Origin of the sequence: Pantoea sp. R13S299, from assembly GCF_048515925.1 — a bacterium.
Classification (GTDB): domain Bacteria; phylum Pseudomonadota; class Gammaproteobacteria; order Enterobacterales; family Enterobacteriaceae; genus Pantoea.
Map to the genome: position 1 here is coordinate 822,455 of NZ_JBLYEF010000001.1, position 24,121 is coordinate 846,575.

General features: G+C 52.6%; 19 protein-coding genes and 1 pseudogene. All 20 read left to right on the forward strand.

Features of this window, described 5'->3' with window-relative positions; all coding sequences use genetic code 11:
- Position 1: 1 nt before the first annotated feature.
- Positions 2-2,491, forward strand: coding sequence for a type VI secretion system tip protein TssI/VgrG (gene tssI, locus ACN1CO_RS04070; RefSeq protein ID WP_419137880.1), 2,490 nt, complete (start codon positions 2-4; stop codon positions 2,489-2,491).
- On the forward strand, positions 2,488-2,850 hold the full coding sequence (locus tag ACN1CO_RS04075; protein WP_419137882.1) for a hypothetical protein: 363 nt from the start codon (positions 2,488-2,490) through the stop codon (positions 2,848-2,850). Before tssI ends, ACN1CO_RS04075 begins: the two co-directional genes overlap by 4 nt.
- A gap of 548 nt (positions 2,851-3,398) precedes the next feature.
- Positions 3,399-4,115, forward strand: coding sequence for a hypothetical protein (locus tag ACN1CO_RS04080; protein ID WP_419137884.1), 717 nt, complete (start codon positions 3,399-3,401; stop codon positions 4,113-4,115).
- Between the two features lie 208 nt (positions 4,116-4,323).
- Positions 4,324-5,169 (forward strand): hypothetical protein, encoded by an 846-nt coding sequence (locus tag ACN1CO_RS04085; protein WP_419137886.1) that lies wholly within the window; start codon positions 4,324-4,326, stop codon positions 5,167-5,169.
- Between the two features lie 17 nt (positions 5,170-5,186).
- Positions 5,187-5,627, forward strand: a complete 441-nt coding sequence (locus ACN1CO_RS04090; protein WP_419137888.1) for a DcrB-related protein — start codon at positions 5,187-5,189, stop codon at positions 5,625-5,627.
- Positions 5,628-5,630: 3 nt separating this feature from the next.
- Positions 5,631-10,145 (forward strand): RHS repeat-associated core domain-containing protein, encoded by a 4,515-nt coding sequence (locus ACN1CO_RS04095; RefSeq protein WP_419137890.1) that lies wholly within the window; start codon positions 5,631-5,633, stop codon positions 10,143-10,145.
- A 12-nt stretch (positions 10,146-10,157) separates the two neighbouring features.
- The gene (locus ACN1CO_RS04100) at positions 10,158-10,373 is read left to right on the forward strand and encodes a hypothetical protein (RefSeq protein ID WP_260057988.1); all 216 of its coding nucleotides are present in this window, start codon (positions 10,158-10,160) and stop codon (positions 10,371-10,373) included.
- A gap of 737 nt (positions 10,374-11,110) precedes the next feature.
- Positions 11,111-11,329, forward strand: a complete 219-nt coding sequence (locus ACN1CO_RS04105; RefSeq protein WP_307380119.1) for a hypothetical protein — start codon at positions 11,111-11,113, stop codon at positions 11,327-11,329.
- Positions 11,319-11,567, forward strand: coding sequence for a hypothetical protein (locus ACN1CO_RS04110; RefSeq protein ID WP_223564749.1), 249 nt, complete (start codon positions 11,319-11,321; stop codon positions 11,565-11,567). Before ACN1CO_RS04105 ends, ACN1CO_RS04110 begins: the two co-directional genes overlap by 11 nt.
- Before the next feature lie 419 nt (positions 11,568-11,986).
- Complete coding sequence (locus ACN1CO_RS04115) at positions 11,987-12,214, forward strand: hypothetical protein (RefSeq protein WP_072000452.1); 228 nt, start codon at positions 11,987-11,989, stop codon at positions 12,212-12,214.
- Between the two features lie 821 nt (positions 12,215-13,035).
- Entirely contained in the window at positions 13,036-13,998 is a 963-nt protein-coding gene (locus ACN1CO_RS04120; protein WP_419137893.1) for a hypothetical protein, read from the forward strand.
- Positions 13,998-14,579, forward strand: coding sequence for a hypothetical protein (locus ACN1CO_RS04125; protein WP_419137895.1), 582 nt, complete (start codon positions 13,998-14,000; stop codon positions 14,577-14,579). The genes ACN1CO_RS04120 and ACN1CO_RS04125 overlap by 1 nt, the downstream gene beginning before the upstream one ends.
- 267 nt (positions 14,580-14,846) lie before the next feature.
- Complete coding sequence (gene dgcN / locus ACN1CO_RS04130) at positions 14,847-15,854, forward strand: N-acetyltransferase DgcN (protein WP_419137897.1); 1,008 nt, start codon at positions 14,847-14,849, stop codon at positions 15,852-15,854.
- A 1-nt stretch (position 15,855) separates the two neighbouring features.
- A pseudogene (gene dgcA, locus ACN1CO_RS04135) lies at positions 15,856-16,821 on the forward strand (N-acetyl-D-Glu racemase DgcA).
- 15 nt (positions 16,822-16,836) lie between these two features.
- Positions 16,837-18,699: a dipeptide ABC transporter ATP-binding protein gene (locus ACN1CO_RS04140; protein WP_419137899.1), complete on the forward strand. Its 1,863-nt coding sequence runs from the start codon at positions 16,837-16,839 to the stop codon at positions 18,697-18,699.
- Positions 18,700-18,724: 25 nt separating this feature from the next.
- Complete coding sequence (locus ACN1CO_RS04145) at positions 18,725-20,266, forward strand: glutathione ABC transporter substrate-binding protein (protein ID WP_419137901.1); 1,542 nt, start codon at positions 18,725-18,727, stop codon at positions 20,264-20,266.
- A 79-nt stretch (positions 20,267-20,345) separates the two neighbouring features.
- Positions 20,346-21,278, forward strand: coding sequence for an ABC transporter permease (locus tag ACN1CO_RS04150; protein WP_419137903.1), 933 nt, complete (start codon positions 20,346-20,348; stop codon positions 21,276-21,278).
- Complete coding sequence (locus ACN1CO_RS04155) at positions 21,275-22,159, forward strand: ABC transporter permease subunit (RefSeq protein ID WP_419137905.1); 885 nt, start codon at positions 21,275-21,277, stop codon at positions 22,157-22,159. The genes ACN1CO_RS04150 and ACN1CO_RS04155 overlap by 4 nt, the downstream gene beginning before the upstream one ends.
- Before the next feature lie 2 nt (positions 22,160-22,161).
- Entirely contained in the window at positions 22,162-23,205 is a 1,044-nt protein-coding gene (locus tag ACN1CO_RS04160; protein WP_419137907.1) for a P1 family peptidase, read from the forward strand.
- On the forward strand, positions 23,202-24,023 hold the full coding sequence (locus ACN1CO_RS04165; protein ID WP_419137909.1) for a M55 family metallopeptidase: 822 nt from the start codon (positions 23,202-23,204) through the stop codon (positions 24,021-24,023). The genes ACN1CO_RS04160 and ACN1CO_RS04165 overlap by 4 nt, the downstream gene beginning before the upstream one ends.
- The last annotated feature ends 98 nt before the right edge of the window (positions 24,024-24,121 follow it).

Below are 24,121 nucleotides of genomic sequence, written 5' to 3' on the forward strand. Positions count from 1 at the left end.
TATGTTCTCACGCATTACTGCACAGCTGTCGGCGGACGGCCTGCTGTTCCACACGCTCACGGGCACCGAGACGCTGTCCCGTCCGTTTGTGCTCACTGCCGAACTGCTGGCCACCGACGCGCGCATCGACCGCCACGCCCTGCTGGGCAAGCCGGTGACGTTTACGCTGCCGACCGATGGCCTGATGAACGCGCTCAGCCCGCGCTACCTCAACGGCAAAATCACCCGGATAGCGGTGCGCAGCCAGGAGCTGAGCGGCACGCGCTACGCGGTCTATCAGCTGACGGTTGAGCCGGACCTGTGGCCGATGCAGCGCGACCGCAACCTGCGCATCTTCCAGAGCCAGACGGTGCCGCAGATTGTGCAGACGCTGCTGAAGGAGTACGCGGTTAACGTTGAGACGCGCCTGGCGGGCAACTACCGGGTGTGGGAGTACTGCGTGCAGTATCAGGAGAGCAGCCTGGACTTTATCAGCCGCCTGATGGAGCTGGAGGGGATTTACTACTTTTTCCGCCACGAGGCGGACAAACATACGCTGGTGCTGTGCGACGCGCCGGACCAGCATCAGGCGTTTCCGGGCTATGAGACCATCGCCTATCACGTCACCCCGTCGGGCGGAGTGGTGACGGAAGAGGGCATCAGCCAGTGGTCGCTGGCGGAGAGCGTGACGCCGGGCATCTACAGCACCGACGACTACGACTTCCGCAAGCCGAACGCGTGGATGCTGCAGGCGCGGCAGAACCCGGCGTCGCCGGTGCCGGGCTCGGTGGACGTCTACGACTGGCCGGGTCATTTTGTCGACCACAGCCACGGCGAGTCCTACGCGCGCATCCGTCAGGAGGTGTGGCAGGCCGAGCACCACAGCGTCAGCGGAACAGGCACGGCAACCGGCATCGCGCCGGGCTTTACCTTCTCCATCATCAACGCACCGCACTTCAGTGACAACGGCGAATATCTGGTGACGTCGGCCACCTATGACTTTGCCGAGAACTCTTACGCCAGCGGCGACACCGGCGACAGCCGTCACAACATCCACTTCACTGTGCTGCCGTCGTCGGTCACCTACCGCACGCCGCCGGAAACGCGGTGGCCAAAAACGCACGGCCCGCAGACCGCGAAGGTGGTGGGCCCGAAAGGCGAGTCGATCTGGACCGACCGCTATGGTCGGGTGAAGGTGAAGTTTCACTGGGACCGGCTGGCGAAGGGCGACGACACCAGCTCCTGCTGGGTGCGCGTCTCCAGCGCCTGGGCGGGTCAGGGGTTCGGCGGGGTGCAGATCCCGCGTGTTAACGACGAAGTGGTGGTGGACTTCATCAACGGCGATCCGGATCGTCCGCTGATCATCGGCCGCGTGTATAACGAGGCGAGCATGCCGCCGTGGGCGCTGCCGGCGGCAGCGACGCAGATGGGCTTTCTGAGCCGGTCAAAGGATGGCACGGCGGACACCGCGAACGCGTTGAGGTTTGAGGATAAGGCGGGTGAGGAACACCTGTGGATTCAGGCGCAGAAGAACATGGATACGCATGTTAAAAATGACGCCAGCCATTCAGTCGCCAACAATCACAGCCATTACGCGGGCGGCAATGAGCTCTACCGTGTCGAAACCAACCGCGTCCATGGTGTTAAAGGGGGTGAAGAACGGCTGACCGGCAAGGGCAAACTCGATGCGGTAGTCGATACCTATGTTGTAGGGTCGGGCACCAAACTTCGCCTTGAATGCGGAGAGAGTGCTATCGAACTGAATGCGAATGGTCAGATTAATATTGTGGGCAAGGGGTTCAATATTTTCGTGCAGGGCGATGGTCACATCACCACCTCTGGCGGCAAACTGAATCTGAACACTGATGGCGCGAAACCGGGCACAAGCGCACCGGGCTCCAGTCATAAACAAAACATCAGTCAGGCCGTAGATAACCTGTTCCCGCCGAAGCAGAAAGGGCAGTCGGCACCCGCTGCGCCAAAGGCTGCGGCGGCACCTGCGAAAGGGGCGGCTGCGCCATTAGCAAATAACCAGGTTCGAAAAGTACGTCCTTTACCTCCCGAAAAACAAGCATTCTTCGATAAAGTGTATGCTGCTGCTCAGGAAGATGAAAAGAAAACCGGTGTGCCAGCTAAAATCACCACGGCTCAGGCAATTCTTGAATCTAACTGGGGCAAAAAAATGCCCACTGATATAAAAACTGACAAGGTGAGTAACAACATTTTTGGGGTTAAGGCGCATGGCTCACCGAATTATGTGGAAGACTGGACCCATGAGAACATCAACGGAAAACGTGTTGCAGTGCTGGATAAATTTGCCAGTTATGATTCAATTGACGAGAGCATTGAACAGCACTCCCAGTTTTTGATGAAAAATCAGAGGTATAGTAGTTTGTTCAACTCATCTGACCCGGTAGAATGGGCTAAAGGCTTACAGGCTAAAGGGTATGCAACCGATCCTGACTATGCCAACAGTTTGATTTCCGTGATGAAAGGGAGAGGATTACTATGATTAAATTTTTATGCGCATTAGTGCTTTCATTACCACTAATGGCTAACGCCAATGATTTCTGCCAGAATTTGAGTAGTGAGGCTAATAATAAAGGCGTGAATTTCGATAATACAGATAATGTATACAAGGTCGGTGGCAAAGGCAGATTATATTTCTACTCTGCCCCAGATGAAAAATGTATAGAAAAAGAGGTTTTTGTTGTCCCCGGTAATGAATTGTATGCTTACGTTGAATACGAGAATTATTACAGTGTTATGTATGTAACTAACGATGGAAACCAGGTTGATGGGTGGGTTAAAAAAGACAGGTTAGTTGAAACGCACACTGGTATAGCGCCAAATTATGATGCGAAAAAATAATTAATTTTTTAAGGTGAATTGATAATTAGAGGCACTGCTAGTAAATGAAACTTCGTGGTGACATTACATTGTTTCTTTGCACTGTCACCTTTGTTTTTTCCACGGTGTAATTACTGGGTATTGGCATCGAGATGTCATGTTTTGATAAAGCTAGATTACTAGTGCTAAACTAAAATTATTTGATTTAGTGCGAAAATCCAAAATCATCCGTTCTCCTTAGCTGATAAATGGAGTATTAATATTTTGAAGTAGGCGGACGGGCAGAAAAGTGAAATTTTTGTTGGCGATATGCCTGCTGGTGAAGTTAGTTATAAATACTATCAGTACAAATATGATGGTTTTGAAATCTACACTGTGAATTTGTTCTGGGAAAAAACAGCGTGATACTGATAGGTGTTTTATTGCAATAATATCCATTGATACCTTAGCGATCTCTAAAAAGCTTGATGACAACCCATTCAACTAAGCGCTATAGATATTAAATCCACCTAATCTAAATAGCAGGGTTTATAGGGTTAATGATTGTCTGGATTTCAAAGGTTAATTAAATGAATAAAGTTGGATTTAGCTTAGCGGTTTTGATGTCAATCTCTTCATTATCCTTGTTTGCTTCTGATGACTTTACTGGTCAGTGGAGTGGTCAAGAAAAAAATGATAATGGATCGTTATACTCCACTCTGACATTAAAATTAAAACAGGATAATAATAACATAACGGGTAGTTATTGTTACGTTACCCGGGGTGGAAATAAAATAGATTGTCCTGAGGGTGATGACAGCAATCTCAAAGGCACTGCAAACGGTAAGGAAGCTTTAATTGAATTTGACTCTTCGTTTGGTGGAGTCAAGGGTAAAGCAAATTTAGAGCTTAAAGATAATAAAGTTTTATGGAAGTTAACAAAAGACCCTGAGAATGGCGAGTTTTACGCTCCAAAAACTTACGCGCTCGATAAAGAAGTGATCCAGGGAAATTTAAAATCGAGCATGAAGATTTTCTCGACATCTGATTTTACCATTACTTTAGTGAATGGTTGCGGAGAGTTTTATACTGTATGTAATAAAGTTAAATACTTAGGCCTCAGAAATAAAGATGGGAAACAAATCACTCTTGAAGGTAAAACCATGCAGCCTGTCAACTCAAATAAAGCTGATGGAATGATTTTCAATAATAGCGGCGTAGATTATATTGTGAGCTTTAATCCGCTTATGTTAAAGGTAAATCAGGGGAATAAAACACTTGTAGCGCAAAATGGAAAGTGGGAGTAATGATTTTTATTATTCTCAGGTGAGAGTTTTTTGCGCTTCGAATGATAATAACGTTGATTGATGTTATGATATTTTATTGAGGTGGTGATGTTTTGTCTCCACCTCGCGCATATGGATGTGTGGATTTTTTGTTGGGTCAATTTAATTATGTCGCATTAGTGAATGAATGTTTTTTCTTATTTTTAATTACCAACTCCGATAAAAGACAATGATTGTAAATCGTTTTTTCACCAGCCTTATAATTGTGCCTGTCCTCCTGCTTTTATCCTGCATTGCCAGGGCTGAATCCGCCACGGAATCGTCTGTTCCTGCTCTTAACGAGGGCGATTTTTCCGTTCTGCTGAACGACTATGCTTTCACTCCGGGTGAGACCTGGAGTAATGAGAATTTTATACGCGCAGGCAAAGCCCTGAGTTCAGTTCTGGCCGGAGAAGTGGACATCAACAATCAGCAGTACAACTACTACCAACATAGTTATGACGGCTTTCAGTTGTTCAGCGCGGCGGCGGTTGGAGATGCCAGCCACACGGTTCTGGCTGAGATCCTTCTGGGAAGTGCCAGCGTGCCGACAGCCCGAAATATAAAGGTGGGCGATAGTCTGGAACAGGTTCAGCAAGCCTATGGACCCGGCAAAGAAGATAACAGTGATAATCAGCACTGGCTTGTCTATCAGTCGGGCGGGAAACAGTTAATGTTCCAGATTGACCAGGGAAAGGTCAGTTGCATCATGTTAAAAACAGACCTGGGTGAAGAGCAAAGCGAAATTAGTGCTGATCAGGCTATCAGCGCCGCAACGGAAGCGATTCATACCTGGCACCTGACCAGCCTCGATGATAAATGCCTGCGGTACGATCTCGACGACAGTAGTGATAAACGTTTCTTTGTCATCACGGTTCGTGAAGATAATCACGACAGCAGTTGCGGTGGCGATCCTGATATTACGCATCGTCTTTTTGAAATTAAAGTTGCGCGCGATAATACACAGCTACTCACTAATGCCGATAACGTCGATGGCGAATTCCATAACCTGATTCCACCCGCCACAAACCATTAATAAAACGGACACCCAATATGAATTACCACTTCAATGAGGGCGCCTTTGCGCTTTTTCCTGCTGCCTGGCAGGACACCACCATGAATATTCTCCGCGATGAAGCCAGTGGACTGGCATGGGTTGTCAGCCGTGGTGTTATTTCTGAGGGCAGTGATGCGGAAAAAGAATTCCAGCGTCAGTGGGACACCTTACGGAGTCAGATGGGTCATATCCAGCAGAGTGAATTTATACGTTCTATGGCTGGTGTGAATAACACATTACACGCGGTAGAAGTCGAAACCGTATTTAACCGTAACGGGCAAGAGGTGTGGCAGAAACAGCTGGCTACACAGGTGCCTGACTCGAACATCTTTATGATTTTTACGCTCTCCGCGATGCGCCCATTCAATGAAGAAGACGGACAGCGCTGGAGTGCTTTTAAACAAAGCCTGAGTCTGAACAATCCACGGAAAGCATAACCTATGGATAACCATGCGGCCCGCGTGGGCGACGAGATCATTCACTCCAGCATTTTCGCTGATATCACGAGTATTGTGGCTGAAGGTGCGGCCTATGCCGTCATTGGTGCCGCAGTGGGTGCCGCTATCGTCTCGGCAGCGCCCCTGTTGGGGACAGGGGTGGCAGCGGCGAGTGTCGCAGCCGTGGGTAACAGTTGCCTGCTCAGCGGTATTCTGGGTGGTGTACTGGCCAATGCCGTCGGTCTGTCAAAGGAGATCAGCAAAGCGGCGGATGAGCTGGGTAACATGATATTCCCGCCTTCTCCAGCCGGTGTGATATCCAGTGGGTCAGAGAATGTCTGTGTTAATGGTCTTTTAGCCGCACGCGCGGCCGGGATGCTCACGCCCGGTGAGACACCGCCACCGGAACCACAATCGCCGCAGAGCTTCGCGGACTACGGCGGTATGTTGCTCTCTGCGGTCGGCCAGTTTGGCAGTGCAATGTGGCAGCCCACGGTCGCCTCTGCCGATGCGGGCACCTCTCCGCTGGAACAGGACAAAGTGACCTGTGAAAAGCACAGTGCACCGCAATATCTGGCTCAGGGTTCGAAAAGCGTCTTTATCAATGGCCAGCCTGCGGTACGCGCAAAGGATAAAACTACCTGCGATGCCACCGTGAGTGACGATGTCTCCCCCAATGTGATCATTGGCGGTGAAACCGTCACAGTCAGAGAGATCAAAAGTGGCAAGTTCCCAGGCCTGGCCGTGATGATGATCGGCCTTTCCCTCCTGCGTGGTCGCCCCGGTCAGATCATCAAAAACATGCCCTGTGCGCTGGCCAGTGCCGTGGGCGGTATGGCGGCGGACATGGCTATTAACGCGGCCTTCTCGTCGCTGTTCCCGGTTCATGCAGCGACCGGCGTCAAAGTGCTGAATGATGATGCCGAGCGCGATTTTTCCCTCCCAGGACGGTTCCCACTGAGTTTTCAGCGCAGCTATAACAGTCTGACTCAGCGCGCAGGCCTGTTTGGTCAGGGCTGGGCCACGGTGTTTGACAGCTATCTGACGCTGGAAGGGAATCGGGCGACCTGGTTTGATGACAACGGCCGCGAACTGAGCTTTGACGTTCCCGGTGAAAAAGAGGTGCTCTACAGCATCAGCGAAGGGCTGATGGTGCGGCGCAACGAGTCAGGCGATATCGCCATTGCCGATGACGACGGTGCGGTCTGGCGTCTTTACCGGCGCACGGCTGCCGATCCGCAGGTGCTTCGACTGGCTTCTCTGAGCGATGAGTATGGCAATGCGCTGGAGATGGGCTGGGATGAACAGGCTCGTCTGGTGCGTATTCATGACGCGCCGCTGGCGATTGACGTCACACTGCATTACGACGACAAACAGCACGCGCGGCGCCCGACATCCGCCAGCCATTTTGATGGCGATCAGCACTGGCCCTTGACGCGCTGGACCTACAGCGAACAGGGCCAGCTTGCCAGCGTCACCGATGCCGCAGGCGTTGTCTCCCGGCGCTTCCGTTATAACGACGACGGATTGATGGTCTGGCATCAGCTGCCCGGCGGGCTGGAAAGCGAATATCGCTGGCAGAAGCTGGATCACTGGCGCGTGGTGGAGAACCGCACCAATACCGGTGACGGCTGCCACATGCATTACGATCTTGAGGCGGGCATCACGCGCGTATCGACCTATGACGGTCAGCAGCGCGAACACCACTGGAATGCCGCGGGCCTCATCACCTGTTTCATTGATGAGCGGGGCCAGAAATGGCGCTATGAGTGGGACGAAAACGAACTCCTGACGCGCCGCATCGATCCGCTGGGCAACGCGGTGAGCTTCACCTATGACGATCTGGGTAACCGCGTCGAAGAGAAAGATGCTGACGGCGGTGTACAGGCGGTGCAGTGGCTGTCACACCGTTCACTGCCCACGGTGGTTGCCGGAGCTGATGGCTCCACAACGAAATACTATTACGATCCCCATCACGGTCTTGAGCGCGTCGTTGATGCGCTCGGGCAAAGCACGATCTATAAGCGGGATGAGTCTGGGCTGGTTGTCGAGGAGATCGACGCAGCAGGTAACAGCTATCGCCGGGAGTTTAACGATGCCGGGCAGGTTATCCGTGAAACCGACTGTTCAGGGCTGACCACGCGCTACCGTTATCATCCCCTGGGCTGGCTCAGCTCTGTCACCGCGCCGGATGGTGAAGAAACCCGTTATCACTATGACGCAGCAGGCCGTCCTCTTCAGCTGGAACGTGCAGAAGGATGGGAAGAGCGGTTGCACTGGAGTGAAAACGGATTGCCGCTGGCCTATGAGTCGGCTGATGGCAAGCGCAGTGAATTCCGTTACGACAATGTCGGGCGATTGATTGCCAACCGCAATGCGCAGGGTGAGACGGTTCAGCGAAGCTGGGACAGCCGTGGCCGGTTGACGGCGCTGCAAAACGAGAATGGCGAGCAGTATCAGTTCGAATGGGGCGCAGATTCTCTGTTGCTGGCTCAGGTTGGGCTGGATGGCGTTGCCACCCGATACGACTATGACGCGGCGGGCCGCACGGTATCACGCACCTTTGCCGCCGGACATCCTCAGTCCATTACCCATCGTTATCACTGGGGCCGTGCGGGACAACTGCTGGCGCGAACCACGCCGGAAGGCCAGACGCGCTATCACTACAGTGGCGGCGGTCAGCTGGGTAAAGTGTCGCAGCATCTGCCGCTGTCTGACAACGAGTGGAGCCAGCAGGCCGAGCAGGAGATTACCTTTGAGTATGATGCGCTGGGCCGCATTGTTGCTGAACAGGGGGAGCAGGGCGAACTGGCGTGGGAGTATGACGCGCTGGGTAACTGCACAGCCTTAACTCTGCCGGATGGCCGTAACCTGAAGCAGCTTTACTACGGTAGTGGTCATTTACTGAGCATCGCGTTAGACAACCTGCCCGTTACCGAGTTTACCCGTGACACGCTGCACCGGGAACTGAGCCGGACGCAGGGTGGCCTGACCATGCGCAGTGAATATGACCGGTTAGGCAGACTGCGCCGCCGTGACGTGTTCAGAGGTGACTCGCAGCGTCCTGCACCGCGCGTCTGGTCCCGTCGGCGCGACTTCGATTACGGTAACAACCTGATCCGTGAAGAGCGTGATGATAATCCGTTCAGCCAGACATTATGGAACTACGATAACGCCGGCCGGCTGTTGTCGCAGGAGGGTGCGCAGCCGGGTAATGAACAGTGGCGCTGGGATGGCGCAGGCAACCCGCTGGATCGACATACTGCCGCCCATGTCCTGCATAACCGCGTCACCGAACTGAATGGTATCCGCTGGCAGTACGATATTCATGGCCGCACCACCGAAAAAGATGACGGCCAGACCCGCTGGCGATATCGCTACGATGGTGAGCATCGCCTGACGGATGTAATCAGCGAGCCGCGGGACCGTAACAAGCCGCGCACAAAGGTGAGTTTCCGCTACGATCCGCTGGGACGTCGCATCAGTAAAACCAGCCAGCAGCTGTTACAGGGGAGACCATCTGGCAACGCCGTCACGACGCGCTTTGTGTGGGAAGGTTATCGTCTGCTGCAGGAGATCCACGACGGCACTCCGCTGACCTACGTTTACAGCGACAGCCAGAGCTATGAACCACTGGCGCGTATTGATGGCGTGGAAAGCCCGGAGATTTACTGGTTCCATAATGCGGCCAACGGAATGCCGGAGTTGCTGACTGACAGTGAAGGGCAAAAAGCCTGGGAAGGTATTAACAGTCCGTGGGGCAAACTGCTGCGCGAGTCCAGCCAGCGGATGCCAGTAGTTCAGCAGAACCTGCGTATGCAGGGCCAGTACCTGGACCGGGAAACCGGACTGCACTACAATCTGTTTCGTTATTATGATCCGGACAGCGGACGGTTTACCCAGCAGGACCCGATAGGGCTGGCGGGCGGGATCAACCTTTACCAGTATGCGCCGAATGCGCTGGGGTGGGTGGATCCGTGGGGGTTGAGTTGTAAGAATGCATGGAATGCATTTCAGAAGAACACGAAAGGCGTTTTCACAAGTAGAGGATGGGCAGCAAGAGCCTATAAAGCAGTTCGCGGTAGGAATAAAGAGACTAATCCTTTCCCTAATCCTAAAACTTACCTTGAACCTGCTTATGTGGCTGAGCATTTATCAAAGTTCGAAGGCGGGGTGTCAAAGATCGCGTGGGGCATAAATCCTAAATATCCCGAAATTGGACCGCCAGGCGGGCATTTTGTTATGCCTAAAAAAGTTGCAGATGAGTTGATCGCTAATTCTGGAGGTAGCGTTGCTAAATTGGAACATTCTCTTGGTCTCTCTCCTGGGGATTTGGGCGATGCGCCCATCAGAATTGACATAAACAATCCAGAAGGCTTACGTATGCCTTCTGGAAACGAATTTGGTGCTAATAGTTATTGGTTACCGGGGGGGAGGACATCAGGTGGTATACCAGAGGCTACTATAGAACCAGTCAAAGTGTCTGAAGCTATCATTAATCCAGTTTTTAAAAAATAGTAGGTACTGAAAATGGAAAAAAAAATCTTTAGTGATTACGGCATTACCCTTGTTGAGAGGCATGGAAAAATTATTGCTTTGTTCGACTCTGGTGAACTTGTTCCCCAATATCTCGAAGCTGAAATTAGCGAGGAGGAGGCTGGAAAAGTTAAAAATAGTCAACAGGATGCTTATGAAGTAATAATGTCACTGGGGAGTAGAATAAAAAAAGTTCCGAGGGAAAAATAAAATAATTTTTGAAAAAATATTTGATTTATTAATCATGTAGTTAAATTTTAAAAGAGATTTTAAGTTTTATCGATGTGGAATATATTCACTGTAGGGCTTTATTCCCTACGGTGATTTTTTGTAGCGAAAATATTCATATCTCTTCGAGTTCAAGTGAATGTGTAAAGTTATTGTTTTATTTTTTATGCAGCTAATGCTAATGAAAACTTCTTGTTTTAGATGCTCCAGTGCATGTGAAATAATAGTGTAATTATTATGGCAAGGATTATCAAAGAAATGAAGGTTGATGTATTAGCAGTTTATTCTTTAAAGTTTTTTACAACGATTTTTTGAATTATGCTTTTAGCTCAAGTTATTGTATTTAAATTCAATTGATATTTTGGTTCCATTATTACCGTCCTGACCGATGCTGAAGGGCAAAATGCCTGGGAAGGTATCAATAGTCCGTGGGAGAAACTATTGTGCAAACTCAGCCAGCGGATGCCAGTCGTTCAGTGGAACCTGCGTATGCAGTGCCAAATGAAACTAGGCCTAAAATAGGTTATAGGTACATGAGATAATTAAATGATGGTGGGACACCAGACAGATTTTTAGAATCAACCCTTAACACTAAATCTGCGCCAATTACCTATTTTGGTTTCAAAAAATTCGAAAGTGGAAGCGCTACTCGTGATGCTTTCCAAATTAAAGGTCTTGATCCGAACAACCCTTTAGATGTTTCATGGAGTGATGGCAGATTGAGAGGCACGTTTGATACCTTACAACTTTACGAAAATGGTATACCTCAGGCTAAAGTTCCTAGAATGTTTGGTAATAAAGAGGGGGCTCCTCTTGAACCATTTACCGAAGCTTACCCAGAATATGGAAAGGGTGGGGTTCAACAACTTATTGCTGACAAAAAAACAGTAATATTTGATGAGATTAAAATTCTTCCAGAGGGCAAAAATGAACCTTGATTCTTATAATGAAGTTTTAGACTATCTTAATGAATATTTTACATTAAGGGTTAAAGATGAGATTTATTTACGTGAGTTGAGGGAGTTGATCGAGGGGTCTAGAAGACAAAAAACTGTAACTATCAGACCCATGCAGATACTTTTTTTAGAATATGTAAAGAAATATAATGACTATAACGTAGCCACTATGGAAGAAGAAAAAAATCTTTGGAGAGATCTTTTAGATTGCTGGCAATAATTCGATATAAATCTATTATTGCTTGCCCAGTTTAGCGTAAATTTCACCCTTATTGGAATATTTGCGCTGGTGGGCGAAGTTAACTACAGTTTCTATGCGCTAAGATGTAGGGCTGTTATAATTAATGTAATGTATAAAACCTGAAAAATAGTAACATAATGGCAGTTATCCTCAAAATTATTTCGATGATGAGTCAATTTTAGAGCCTTTGCTGGGATTGAATTTCGGTAGTTCAGGGATGTGACCAATAAGAAATTACTTACTCGCACCTCCTGGATATATGATGTCATTTTGAGGAATGCATGAGTTGATGAGCATTATTTATATGGTAGAAAAAATCCGGCAGGGTGATTGTAGACTTTATTGATCAAGTGCCTCTTAGTGATACAATTTTTTAACCGATGTTTAAGTGTATTCCTATGAGATTTACTAAAAGTGATTTGATTTTTACAGGTTATGGTGTCGATATATTAAAGAAAAATGATGGTTACTATATTCGATATGATGATGGTACCGTGGCTACGTTTGAAAAAGAATCAAAAATAACTTTTGATGAAGCAATGAAGGCTCAAAAAAGTGAAAGTGATGCTTATGAAGTTATTATTGCTACCCAATCCAGAGAAGGACGGGGACGGCCTCAATTTTGATTGTTGAAAATTTTTAAAATGCTTAAGTATCATTTAGATAAATCATGAAGTGATACCAGCCGTAGAGGTGAATTCGATACGTTACAACTTTAGGAAACGGCATGCCACAAGTGCGTCATCCACAAGTGTTTGTTGATAAAGACGTAACCCCTCTTGAACTATTCAGCAAAGAGCACCCAGAATATGGTGCTGGAAACATTCAACAGATAAATGCTGATTAAAGGAAATAGAATTCGGTAATGCTGATGTTTTATTTGGTAGAGAGTGATGAATTTATTTTCCTACAATGAAGTTTTAGATTTTCTTGAGGAATTCTTCCAGAGGATGATTAAAAGTGAAGCATGTTGCGAGGAGATGAAATTTATCATTGATGGGAGCCGGAAGAATAAAATAGTTCCAATACGGACCATTGACGTTTGCTTCATGAATTATCGTAAAGTTACGGGTGATTATAGTCTTCCTACAGATGAAGAGATGGAAATCTGGAAACAGTTATTTAATGTTTGGCAATGAGGCTTGAATTAATTAAAGTAAGTCTTGAATTATACTTCGCTTTATAGTGGGGGCTTTATTGCCATATTCAGAGGGTGATTTTTTAAAAGATTGTTTTTCATATGAAATGCAAGTCCTCTATTGAGTGTTTTGAGCCAAAATTGATGAATGGAATAACTATTTTTTTGTGCAATCAAAAACGGTAAACTTGTTACTATATTACCTTCTTATTGATATGTAATCCTGATGCGGTAATTATCATGGTTTTTCATTTATAATTCCATTGTCTTAACAACTCTCTTTTATCATTGAGCCTATAAGGAGATAAAATGAACCTGCCAGGAATGAATCCCGAGAATAACTTACCGGGTTATGACATCGCGAGAATGACCGGTTATGGGGCACCTGATTTTGATTTCAAAGCGCTGGGTGCAGCAATGGATTGTACTCGAGAGTTTTACCAGGCCGGCATCATCTATGCAGATGGCGCACAGCGTTATCTCGTTCGGCCCGGTCAGCGTCATCCTAATGGCCAAAGTGGTATCGTCACACATCTTATTGTGACCAAAACGCCTAAGCAAGCCACAGCGTCTAATACGGGCAAGTCACTTAGTGAAGCAGTAGGCGCAACCTCAATGGGAACGGAGATTGCCTCGACCGTGCTTTCCTGTGGTGCAATGATTATCACAGCTGGCGTGGCGGTTATCGGCGCTTCAGCAACACCTATAACCGCTGGCAGTAGCGGCGTGCTTGTTGCTATTGGTTATGCTGGCGCTGCTGCAACAGGCGTGCAATGTGTCAATGGTATTTACCGGGTTTATGATCTCGTCGAAAACGCGGGTGAAAACGTAGCGTGGCTGGACTCTCAGGATTGGTACGTTGCTACTTCAACGTCCCTTGACCTTATTTCACTAGCCAGTGTGGGCGGTGCGTTAAAAGAAGCCCTGGCAACATGGCGAGCGATGAAATCGGTCTCTTCTTTGAAAGCAACGGAGTGGCTCAGGAACTATCCAAGGCAGGACCGGGCTCGCCTGACTGAATTAATTATTAAGGCACAAAACCCTGGTATAAGTAATAAAGAGCTTAAAGCCGCCATCCGTGCAGGACTTTATCCAAAGCGGTTCCCTGTAGAGTCGGTGCAAAAAGAACTTGTTAAGCAACTCGCGCAGGTCGTCACGAGCGCAGCTGCTGTGGCAGGCAGTGCTGTCAGTGGTATTATTGCTGCTCCAGGTAACGTGCCGCGCACCGGGCGTTATATAGTGGGAACAATTCAATCGCTGGCGGTATTTTAATGCAATTTTTATCATGGCTTGTTGGGCGTAATATCTCTGAACTACTGCAACAGGGTCGCGAAATAGATCAGGTGATTGCGCGGCAGGATAATTCCATTCTTGCCCGTTCCACTACAGAGCTTGAGCGTTATTTTAAACAGCCTTCCGAGTCGCTTCCCCGACAGAACGGCTTCCCGGTTGCACTAGTGCTGATGCTGTTACTGGTCGCACTTGCATTTAACTTGCTGACGTTTCTGCACGTTTTACCACCTCTCACTCCACAGATACACGCGTTGAGTTTTTTTGTTCCCTCAATCGTCGTTCTTGGCGCGATACTCACCGCCAGTTATCTGCTTGCTCGAGGCCATACAGCGGGTGTTCAGGGGCTGGCTTACGTCTGGGCGATGTTGCTTATATCGACCGTTTTACTCTTAAGCCACAGCGTTGTTACGGGCAGCCACTCGGGCCTGTGGCTGCTTCTGGCTCTCGCTGCTTTGGTGGGTGCTCGCTGGTTACTGAATGGGCAGGCTTTCATCCTGTTTGCCATTTACTGCCGGACACAACGCCTCGCCAGTGTGGCCCGGCAGCGTCGTATGAAATAACCCATACTGATCTGTAATGCTGTTACCGCGGAATACCCATTCCGCGACTCTCTTCTATTTTTCTCTCAACACGATCTTTTCCCTATGACCCACCCCTTCCTTTAACCCATTCCCTGTCCCAATCCCCTGAAAAACCCCATATACCATCACTATTACCTCTGGCTATAACCTGCCGTTATACCCTCCTGCTAAACAAGCATTCGTCACCTTTCAGAACGCATGAAATAGTGGTTTCAACCTGATCTTTTGGCTGAAACGAGAGACAACATGCTAATCCCACAACCCTATTTACTCTTTCTTGGCGATGTTACCGATCCCCTCGCGGCAAAAACGGCGCGCGGTATTCATATCTGGCGGCCGGAGCAGTGCGTTGGCGAAATTAAACTGCCGGGCTGTACGGTCAGTCTGGGTCTTGATGAACTGGACATTCCCGGCGCCAGAGCGCGCGGCGCAAAAACGCTGGTGCTTGGCACGGCCAATGCCGGCGGCTATCTGCCCGCACACTGGCTGGAAACGATTAAAAGTGCAATCAAAGCAGGCCTGAATGTGGCCAGTGGTCTGCACCATCGGCTGGTGGATGAGCCGGAACTGGTGGCGCTTGCACAGGCTTCGGGCGTTGAGCTTTTTGACCTGCGTCATATGCGTCCAGCGCTCGGTGTTGGCAGCGGTAAGAAGCGGTCAGGTAAGCGGATACTCACCGTCGGCACGGACTGCTCAGTGGGCAAGATGTACACCTCACTGGCGCTGGAAGCAGCGATGCGCGCACGCAGCATGAAAGCTGATTTTCGCGCCACGGGGCAGACCGGCATTCTGGTCGCAGGGGAGGGCATTGCTGTCGATGCGGTCATCGCTGATTTTATTGCCGGTGCAGCAGAAGCACTGTCACCGGCGAATGACGAAGACCACTGGGACATCGTCGAAGGTCAGGGCTCTCTGTTCCATCCCTCTTATGCGGGCGTGAGTATGGGGCTGATGCACGGTGCGCAACCGCACTGGCTGGTCATGTGCCACGAAATGGGACGTCCTCATATGCGTCATTTGCCTCACCAGCCCATGGTCAGCCTGCAGGCGTGCGTTGAAGCCAATCTGCGTGCCGCGCAGGTGACCAGTGAGTCCGTTCAGCTGGCTGGCTTTGCGATCAACACCTCAAATTACAGTGAAGAAGAGGCGCTCGCTTATTGCGCCGAAATCAGCGCTGAGTTCGGCTTACCGGCAACGGATCCTGTGCGTTTTGGTATTGATGAGATCGCCGCACTGCTTCAGGAGCGTGGCTGAAATGCGACAGTTGCAGATTGAGGTGGTGGAGCTGCCGCTGGCCCGACCTTTTGCTATCGCACGCGGTACCCGCACCGCCGTGACGGTCATCCGGGTCACGCTGGAGCAGGAGGGGTTCATCGGGCAGGGCGAATGTACCCCGACGGCGCGCTACGATGAGACGGCCGACAGCGTTCAGGCCATGCTCGAAGCGATTCGTACTGAGGTGGAGTCGGGCCTGAGCCGTCATGATCTGCAACACCGGTTACCCGCTGGTTCAGCGCGCAACGTGCTGGACTGTGCGCTATGGCGACTTGATGCCGCACGGGCGAATCAGACGCTGTGACAAAAGAGCGCGTGCTCCCAGCCAGCGTCGGTTGTGACGGCAGAAACCCTTAGCCTGGATACGCTGGAATTTATGGCTCTCGCGGCGGCAGATGCTGTGTCACGTGGCGCCATCCTGCTCAAAATTAAGCTCGACCGCAGTGAGATTCTGGAAAAAGTGGCGGCGATTCGTGCGGCGGCACCGCATGCCACGCTCATTATCGATGCCAATGAAGCCTGGTCGGGGCTGGACCTGGAAAGTCTGCTGGTGGCACTGAAGGCCTTCAACATCGCGATGGTGGAGCAACCCCTTCCCGCCGGACAGGATCATGACCTGCAACGCTTTAAACATCCCATACCGGTCTGTGCTGATGAGAGTTGTCATACGCGGGCAGATATTGCCGGATTACGCGATCGCTACGAAATGGTCAACATCAAACTGGATAAGTGCGGTGGCCTGACCGAAGCGCTGGCGATGGTGGATGAAGCCCGCGCACACAAAATGCGCATTATGGTCGGTTGCATGCTGGGCTCGTCACTGGCTATGGAGGCCGCATTGCCCGTGGCGGTTAACGCTGAGTTCGTCGATCTGGATGGCCCCATCTGGCTTGCCTCCGACAGTTCTCCTTTCCTGAGCTACTCCGAAGGCCGTATCTGGCTATAACTCTGCGAGGCGACGATGACGGACACACAACGTACTTCCCCGGCAACCCGCACGGCCTCGCCATCTCCCGTGCTGGCGATTCAGGATCTCAGCGTCTCATTTCATGGACGCAGCGGTGAGAATCAGGCACTCAAGGGCATCAGTTTTGCCATTAATCCGGGTGAAATTGTCGCCGTGGTGGGTGAAAGCGGATCCGGTAAATCGGTCACGTCGCTGGCGGTGATGGGCCTGCTGGCAAACAACGGCCGTATCGATCGTGGCAGCATGCAGTTTTGTGACCGGAGCGGAAAAGTGCATGCGTTAGAAACGCTGGGTGACGCTCAGCGCCGCACACTGCGTGGCCGTGAAATGGCGATGATCTTTCAGGAACCCATGACCTCGCTGAATCCGGTGCTGCGCATTGATGATCAACTTACCGAGGCATTACGCGATCATCATCTGTGCGACAAAAAGCAGGCCCATGCGCGCGCGCGTGAACTGCTGCGACAGGTGCGTATCGCCGACGTGGATCGCGTTATGAAAAGCTATCCGCACTCGCTGTCAGGCGGCATGCGGCAGCGTGTGATGATTGCGCAGGCCCTGGCCTGCGATCCGCAACTCCTGATTGCCGACGAGCCTACCACTGCGCTGGATGTCACCGTGCAGGCGCGCATTCTCCATATTCTGCGTGACCTGCAACGCGAGAAACAGATGGCGGTGCTGTTCATTACCCATGATATGGGCGTGGTAGCGGAAATCGCCGATCGCGTGGTGGTCATGCTGCGAGGCGAAGTGGTCGAGCAGGGAACCGTGTCTGAGATTTTTGCCGCCCCACAGCACGCTTATACCAAAGCGTTACTGGCTGCCGTACCCAGACTCGGCGATATGCGGGAACACGCGTGGCCGCACCGCTTTCCTCTGCCCGGTGCCCGCGACGCTGTACAAAGCGAGCAGCAAACCGCTCGCTATGACGAGGCGCCGCTGCTGGATGTGCGCGGGCTGAAAGTCTATTACCCCATCCGCAGCGGCATCTTATCGGGCCTGACGCATCATGTGCACGCGGTGGAGCAGATTGATTTCAGTCTCTGGCCGGGCGAAACCCTGGCTATCGTGGGTGAAAGCGGCTGCGGCAAATCGACAACCGGACGGGCGCTGATGCGCCTCATCAACAGTGAAGCCGAAAGCATTCATTTTGAAGGAAAGGAAATCTCTGACCTGAAAGAGGCAGAGTTCCAGCCGCTGCGCCGTGAAATCCAGATGGTGTTTCAGGATCCCTATGCGTCGCTGAATCCCCGCCTGACAGTGGGGTTCACCATTGCCGAGCCGTTACTGTTACATGGCATGGTCTCTTCACTTGAACAGGCTTCCCCACAGATCGATGCGCTGCTGAAGAGCGTCGGTCTCCTGCCAGAGCACGCGCGTCGTTATCCGCACGAATTTTCAGGCGGTCAGCGGCAGCGTATTGCGATTGCCCGCGCTATGGCGCTGAAACCGAAAGTGATTATTGCGGATGAAGCGGTATCGGCCCTTGATGTCTCGATACAGGCGCAGGTGGTGAATCTGATGATGGACCTGCAGCAGCAAACGGGCGTTGCATGGATTTTCATCTCTCACGATATGGCGGTCGTCGAGCGTATTGCGAATCGCGTCGCGGTGATGTACCTCGGCCAGATTGTGGAGCTTGGACCGCGCCAGTCCGTCTTTAATCAGCCGCAACATCCCTATACCCAACGTCTGCTGGCCTCCGTGCCGGTCGCCGATCCAGAGAACCGTCAGCCCCGACTTTTCGATGACAGCGAAATGCCTTCGCCGTTGCGAAAGGTGGGCGAAACGGTCACTAAACCCCGTTATCGCCAGGTTGCGCCCCAGCACTGGGTCGCTGACGGCATTGCATTGTAATTATCCTCAACGACCAGGAGAATGTATGAAAACGCTGTTTCGCCGTACTTCGCTAGCCCTCGCACTGACGACGACGCTGGTCATGACTGCGCAGGCACAGGATCTGCGCATTTCAATGTATGCCGATATCACGGGGCTGGATCCGCACGACACCTCAGATAATGTCAGCTACTCGGTTCAGAGCGGCATCTTCGAGCGCCTGTTCCAGTTTGATCCTCAGATGAAGCTGCAGCCCTGGCTGGCGACCGGTTATACCTCCAATGACAGTGCCACCGAATTTACGCTGACTCTGCGTAAAGGCGTGACCTTCCAGGACGGAACCCCTTTTGATGCCGAGGCCGTCAAAGCCAACCTTGATCGTCTGGCAGACCAGAAAAAAGGCCTGAAGCGTAATAGCCTCTACAAAATGATCGCTAAGGTCACGGTGCTGGCACCCGACCAGGTTAAAGTCGATCTCAATCAGTCGTTCGGGGCCTTTATCAACACGCTGGCGCATCCTTCCGCGGTGATGTGGAGTCCAGCGATTCTCAGGCAATATCCGGACGAAGCGCAGTTGCGACTGCATCCGGTGGGAACCGGTCCGTTTACCTTTGTCGACTGGAAACCGGGCAAAGCCGTTACCCTGGCCAGATATGCAGGCTACTGGCAGCAGGGATGGCCTAAAGTCGACCATGTCATCTTCTCGCCGAGTCCGGAAGATGCGACACGGGTAGCAGCGCTGAAATCGGGTCAGGTGGATGCCATCTGGCCCCTGCCGTCAGACCTGATCGCTGCCGTGAAGCAGGACAGCCATCTCTCCATTCAGCGCGATCCGAGCATTTATCTTTATTACATGGCGATCAACACGCAGCACAAGCCGCTGGCCGACGTTCGGGTGCGTCAGGCAATCAACTATGCGATTGACCGTAATCTGTGGCTGAAGGTGGCCTTTGCCGGTCTGGGTAAACCGGCCACCTCCGCGATACCGGAAGGCGTGCAGTTCTATCAGAAACAGAGCGATCCTGATTACAGTTATGCGCCGGATAAGGCCAGGGCCTTGCTGAAAGAGGCGGGCTATCCGGACGGACTGGATCTTAAGCTCTGGGTAACCAACGCCACGGCCAGCGTGCGTGCCGCTCAGGTGCTGAAAGCGCAACTGGCCACGGCAGGCATTCGCGCTACGGTCACCCCGATGGATTCCGGTACGCGCAACGCAAAATTGTGGGGCGTCCAGGACCCGAAAAAGGCGGAGTTTGACCTCTATTATGGCGGCTGGTCGACCTCAACCGGCGATGCCGACTGGGCGCTGCGTCCGCTGTTTGCCACCGAATCCTGGGTGCCGACCTCCTATAACGTCTCTTACTTCAGCAACCCTGATGCAGACAAAGCGATAGCTGCCGGGCTGGCGACGGCCGATCCGGCTAAGCGTGGCATCGCCTATGCCCAGGCGCAAAAGGTGTTGTGGAAAGAAGCCCCGGTGGCGTTCCTTGGCACGCCAGACAATCTGGTGGGCAAGCGCAATGCGCTGAGCGGCGTTTCGATGCTGCCTGATGGCAATTTACTGTTCACTCAGGCGTCCTTTAAATAAGACGGTTTCTTCTTCGTCCCCTGTCCGGAACGGGTGTGGGACGTGAGGAGGCCTGTCGCACCTCATTTCAGGGAATGGCATGTTTGCATACATCATTCGCCGATTGCTGGAGATGATCCCGGTTTTGCTGGTGGTCTCGCTGCTGGTTTTCGGTTTTATCAAGCTCATGCCGGGCGATCCGGCGCGCATCTATGCCGGGCCGGATGCGCCCATTGAGGCAGTCGAAGCGGCGCGTCAGCATCTCGGGCTTAACGATCCGCTGCCGCAGCAGTATTTCCACTGGATTGGCAGCCTGTTGCAGGGCGATCTGGGCACCACGTATCGCACCCAGCAACCGGTGCGGGACGTGATCAGGGAGGGCTTCATGCCGACGCTGTGGCTCGCCCTGGCGGGTTTTACCTGGTCCGTCATTCTCGGTTTGTTATTCGGCGTGATGGCTGCACTGAAACGGGGGAAATGGCAGGACTGGACGCTGATGAGCATGGCGGTTGGCGGCATTTCGATGCCGGCCTTCTGGCTAGGGCTGTTGCTTATCCAGTTCGTCGCAATGCCTTTTGGGCTGTTCTCGGTCAGCGGCTTCAACCAGGCCAGCGATATTGTCCTGCCCGCCATCACGCTGGGTTCGTCGGTTGCGGCGGTCATGGCGCGTTTTACCCGCTCGGCCTTCCTGGAGGTGGCGCAGGAAGATTATGTGCGTACTGCCAAAGCCAAAGGGCTGCGTAACCGCCTGGTGACGTGGAAACATGTGATGCGCAATGCGCTCATCCCGGTGATTACCATGCTGGGCTTGCAGTTCGGTTTTCTGCTGGGCGGCTCCATCGTTGTGGAGAGCGTTTTCAACTGGCCAGGATTAGGCTGGTTATTGATTGAGTCGATCAAAGCGCAGGATCAGCCGGTGATTCAGGCGCTGGTAATGCTGTTCGTGTTTGAGTTTATTGTGATTAATCTGCTGGTCGATCTGCTTTACGCGGTGGTCAATCCGGCCATTCGTCTGCGACAGGAGCCGAAATGAGTATTCAATCGCTGGCTGACAACCCGCCTCAGATCATTCGTTCGCCGTGGCGCGACTTCCTGCATGCCCTGGTGCGTAACCCTCTGGCGCTGGTCTCAGGCGGGTTTGTACTGCTGCTGATTGTGGTGGCCATCTTTGCGCCCTGGCTGGCACCCTGGGATCCCATGGCCCCGGACTGGATGGCATTATCATCGCCGCCAACGGCGGCACACTGGATGGGGACCGACGAACTGGGGCGCGACCTGCTCAGTCGCATTATCTATGGCGCGCGTATCTCGCTCTATATCGGCGTGCTGTCGGTGACCATCGGTATGCTGGTCGGGGTCATGCTGGGCTTACTGGCGGGCTATTACGGCGGCTGGGTCGATATGCTGATCATGCGCGGTGCCGACGTATTATTCGCGTTTCCCGGCATGTTGCTGGCCATTGCGGTGGTGGCACTGCTGGGGACGGGCCTGAACAATGTCATTATCGCGGTCGCGGTTTTCAGCGTACCGGTATTTGCCCGTATCGTGCGGGCGTCGACGCTCTCTCTGAAGCAGGCTGCCTATGTTGAAGCCGTACGCTGTGCCGGTGCGCCAGACCGCGTGATTATTCTGCGGCATATTCTGCCCGGCACGCTCTCCAGCGTGATTGTCTACTTCACCATGCGCATTGGCACCAGTATTCTGACAGCGGCGGGCCTGAGTTTTATCGGACTGGGTCCGGAGCCAGACGTGCCGGAATGGGGCAATATTCTGGCGATGAGCCGCAGCATGATGATGGCCGGATCCTGGCACATGAGCGTATTTCCGGGTCTGGCGATCTTTATCACCGTGCTGGCATTCAATCTGCTTGGAGACGCGCTGCGCGACACGCTCGATCCCAAACTCAAGGGCTGACTATGGATTTCCAACAACTGCAGCGCGACCTGCTGCTGGATCGCTGGCGTGACAGACGTCAGCTTGGGCACCCGCGAAGCGCATGCGGACCCACTAATCGCATCAGCGATGTTGCGGGCGTACGTGTCGGACATTACACGCTGAATGAAGGTGAAAAGCAGACTGGCGTCACCGCTATCGTACCGCCGGGCGACAATCTGTTTCTCACGCCGCTGCCGTGTGGGGTTGAGGTCCTGAACGGCTTTGCGAAACCCGTCGGACTGATTCAGATAGAGGAGCTGGGCGTGCTTCAGACGCCGATTCTGCTCAGTAACACACTGGCGGTCGGCACGCTGTTTACCACGCTGGTGCGGGATGCCATCCGTCGCAACCCGGAACTGGGCCGGACGTTGCCCACGGTCAACCCACTGGTGCTGGAGTGCAACGATGGCTGGCTGAATGATATTCAGGCGCTGTCTATCAGTGAGGCGATGGCGCAGGCGGCGCTGCAGACAGCCTCCGCCGACTTCGCGTGCGGCAGCATTGGCGCGGGACGCGGGATGAGCTGTTTCAGCCTGAAAGGGGGCATCGGAACCGCCTCGCGGGTGATTCCCTCGCTCAACGCCACGCTTGGCGTGCTGGTGCTGGCCAATTTCGGCGCGCTGGAGGCACTCACATTGGACGGCGTCCGGGTGGGTGAGATGATCGCGCCGCTGCTGGACAGGAATGCGCCGCAGCTGGATGCCGGTTCTGTCATCATCATCATGGCGACGGATGCCCCGCTGGATGCCCGTCAGCTGAAGCGCATCGCGAAGCGAGCCGGTGCCGGTCTTGGACGGCTGGGCAGCTACTGGGGCCACGGTTCAGGCGATATTGCGGTGGCGTTTTCCACGCAACCGCTGCCGCAACCGCCACAGGACGACACGCTGGAGCCGCTGCTTGCTGCCGCGGCAGATGCAACTGAACAGGCTGTACTGGATGCCTTGCTGAGCGCAGAGGCGGTTACCGGCTTTCGCGGTCACCATCGCCCTTCACTGACGCAGATTCTGAATAGGTTAATCTCATGAAAATTTTTATCTCGGCCGACATTGAAGGTATCGCGGGAGTTATGCGCCCGGAGCAATGTACACCCGGCCACCCGGAACATCAGCTGGCCCGTGGTCTGATGGAGCAGGAGGTGAATGCCGTGATTGAGGGCGCTTTTGCCGGCGGGGCAACGGAAGTGGTGGTGGCAGACAGCCATGCGCAGATGACCAATTTGCGAGCGGAAAATATCGATCCCCGCGCCCGGCTGGTGCAGGGCAAACCGCGCGTCCTGTCGATGGTGGAGGGGATAGAACAGCAGACGTTCGACGGGCTGTTTTTGGTGGGATTCCACAGCGCAGCAGGTGAACCCGGCGTACTGGCGCATACCATCAACGGTCGTGCATTCTGGCGTATCCATATCAATGGCCTGGTGATGGGAGAAACCGATATTTATGCGGCTGCCGCCGCTGAACACGGCACGCCATTGCTGCTGGTCACCGGCGACGATCAGTTACAGAACTGGATAGCGGAACACTACCCGACGGTCGATTACGTCTGTGTTAAACGCGCCATTTCTCATACCTGCGCGGAATCGATCAGTCCACAAGCGGCACAGCGTGCGATCGCGGCCGCAGCCAGCGCCGCACTGCAGCATCCCTCTCAATTGAGCACGAGCCGCCTGACGGCACCTTACGCTATGCGGCTTCAGGCCACTAAACCGGTGCTGGCCGATCTGTTCAGCCTGATCCCCGGTGTTACGCGACTGGATGCCGTTACCGTGGCGTATCAGGCGGAGAATATGGAAACGTTAATCAGCTTACTCAGTGCATTCTCTTATCTGGCGAGCACCCAGTCGTAGCGACATTATCCAGGGATGTTTGCGCCGGTTTTGCGGTACAGTTTTTGCTTCATGATAATGATGGCTCTCTCACTCTCTACCGGCGCAGCCGGTCGGAG

Bases quoted from the DNA above. Each gene is read 5' to 3' on its own strand.
- ACN1CO_RS04160 (WP_419137907.1), top strand. From the start codon at position 22,162: ATGGATTTCCAACAACTGCAGCGCGACCTGCTGCTGGATCGCTGGCGT.
- ACN1CO_RS04090 (WP_419137888.1), top strand. From the start codon at position 5,187: ATGAATTACCACTTCAATGAGGGCGCCTTTGCGCTTTTTCCTGCTGCC.
- ACN1CO_RS04120 (WP_419137893.1), top strand. From the start codon at position 13,036: ATGAACCTGCCAGGAATGAATCCCGAGAATAACTTACCGGGTTATGAC.
- ACN1CO_RS04125 (WP_419137895.1), top strand. From the start codon at position 13,998: ATGCAATTTTTATCATGGCTTGTTGGGCGTAATATCTCTGAACTACTG.
- ACN1CO_RS04100 (WP_260057988.1), top strand. From the start codon at position 10,158: ATGGAAAAAAAAATCTTTAGTGATTACGGCATTACCCTTGTTGAGAGG.
- ACN1CO_RS04140 (WP_419137899.1), top strand. From the start codon at position 16,837: ATGACGGACACACAACGTACTTCCCCGGCAACCCGCACGGCCTCGCCA.
- tssI (WP_419137880.1), top strand. From the start codon at position 2: ATGTTCTCACGCATTACTGCACAGCTGTCGGCGGACGGCCTGCTGTTC.
- ACN1CO_RS04095 (WP_419137890.1), top strand. From the start codon at position 5,631: ATGGATAACCATGCGGCCCGCGTGGGCGACGAGATCATTCACTCCAGC.
- ACN1CO_RS04165 (WP_419137909.1), top strand. From the start codon at position 23,202: ATGAAAATTTTTATCTCGGCCGACATTGAAGGTATCGCGGGAGTTATG.
- ACN1CO_RS04115 (WP_072000452.1), top strand. From the start codon at position 11,987: ATGAGATTTACTAAAAGTGATTTGATTTTTACAGGTTATGGTGTCGAT.
- ACN1CO_RS04085 (WP_419137886.1), top strand. From the start codon at position 4,324: ATGATTGTAAATCGTTTTTTCACCAGCCTTATAATTGTGCCTGTCCTC.
- ACN1CO_RS04155 (WP_419137905.1), top strand. From the start codon at position 21,275: ATGAGTATTCAATCGCTGGCTGACAACCCGCCTCAGATCATTCGTTCG.
- ACN1CO_RS04080 (WP_419137884.1), top strand. From the start codon at position 3,399: ATGAATAAAGTTGGATTTAGCTTAGCGGTTTTGATGTCAATCTCTTCA.
- ACN1CO_RS04150 (WP_419137903.1), top strand. From the start codon at position 20,346: ATGTTTGCATACATCATTCGCCGATTGCTGGAGATGATCCCGGTTTTG.
- ACN1CO_RS04145 (WP_419137901.1), top strand. From the start codon at position 18,725: ATGAAAACGCTGTTTCGCCGTACTTCGCTAGCCCTCGCACTGACGACG.
- ACN1CO_RS04110 (WP_223564749.1), top strand. From the start codon at position 11,319: ATGAACCTTGATTCTTATAATGAAGTTTTAGACTATCTTAATGAATAT.
- dgcN (WP_419137897.1), top strand. From the start codon at position 14,847: ATGCTAATCCCACAACCCTATTTACTCTTTCTTGGCGATGTTACCGAT.
- ACN1CO_RS04075 (WP_419137882.1), top strand. From the start codon at position 2,488: ATGATTAAATTTTTATGCGCATTAGTGCTTTCATTACCACTAATGGCT.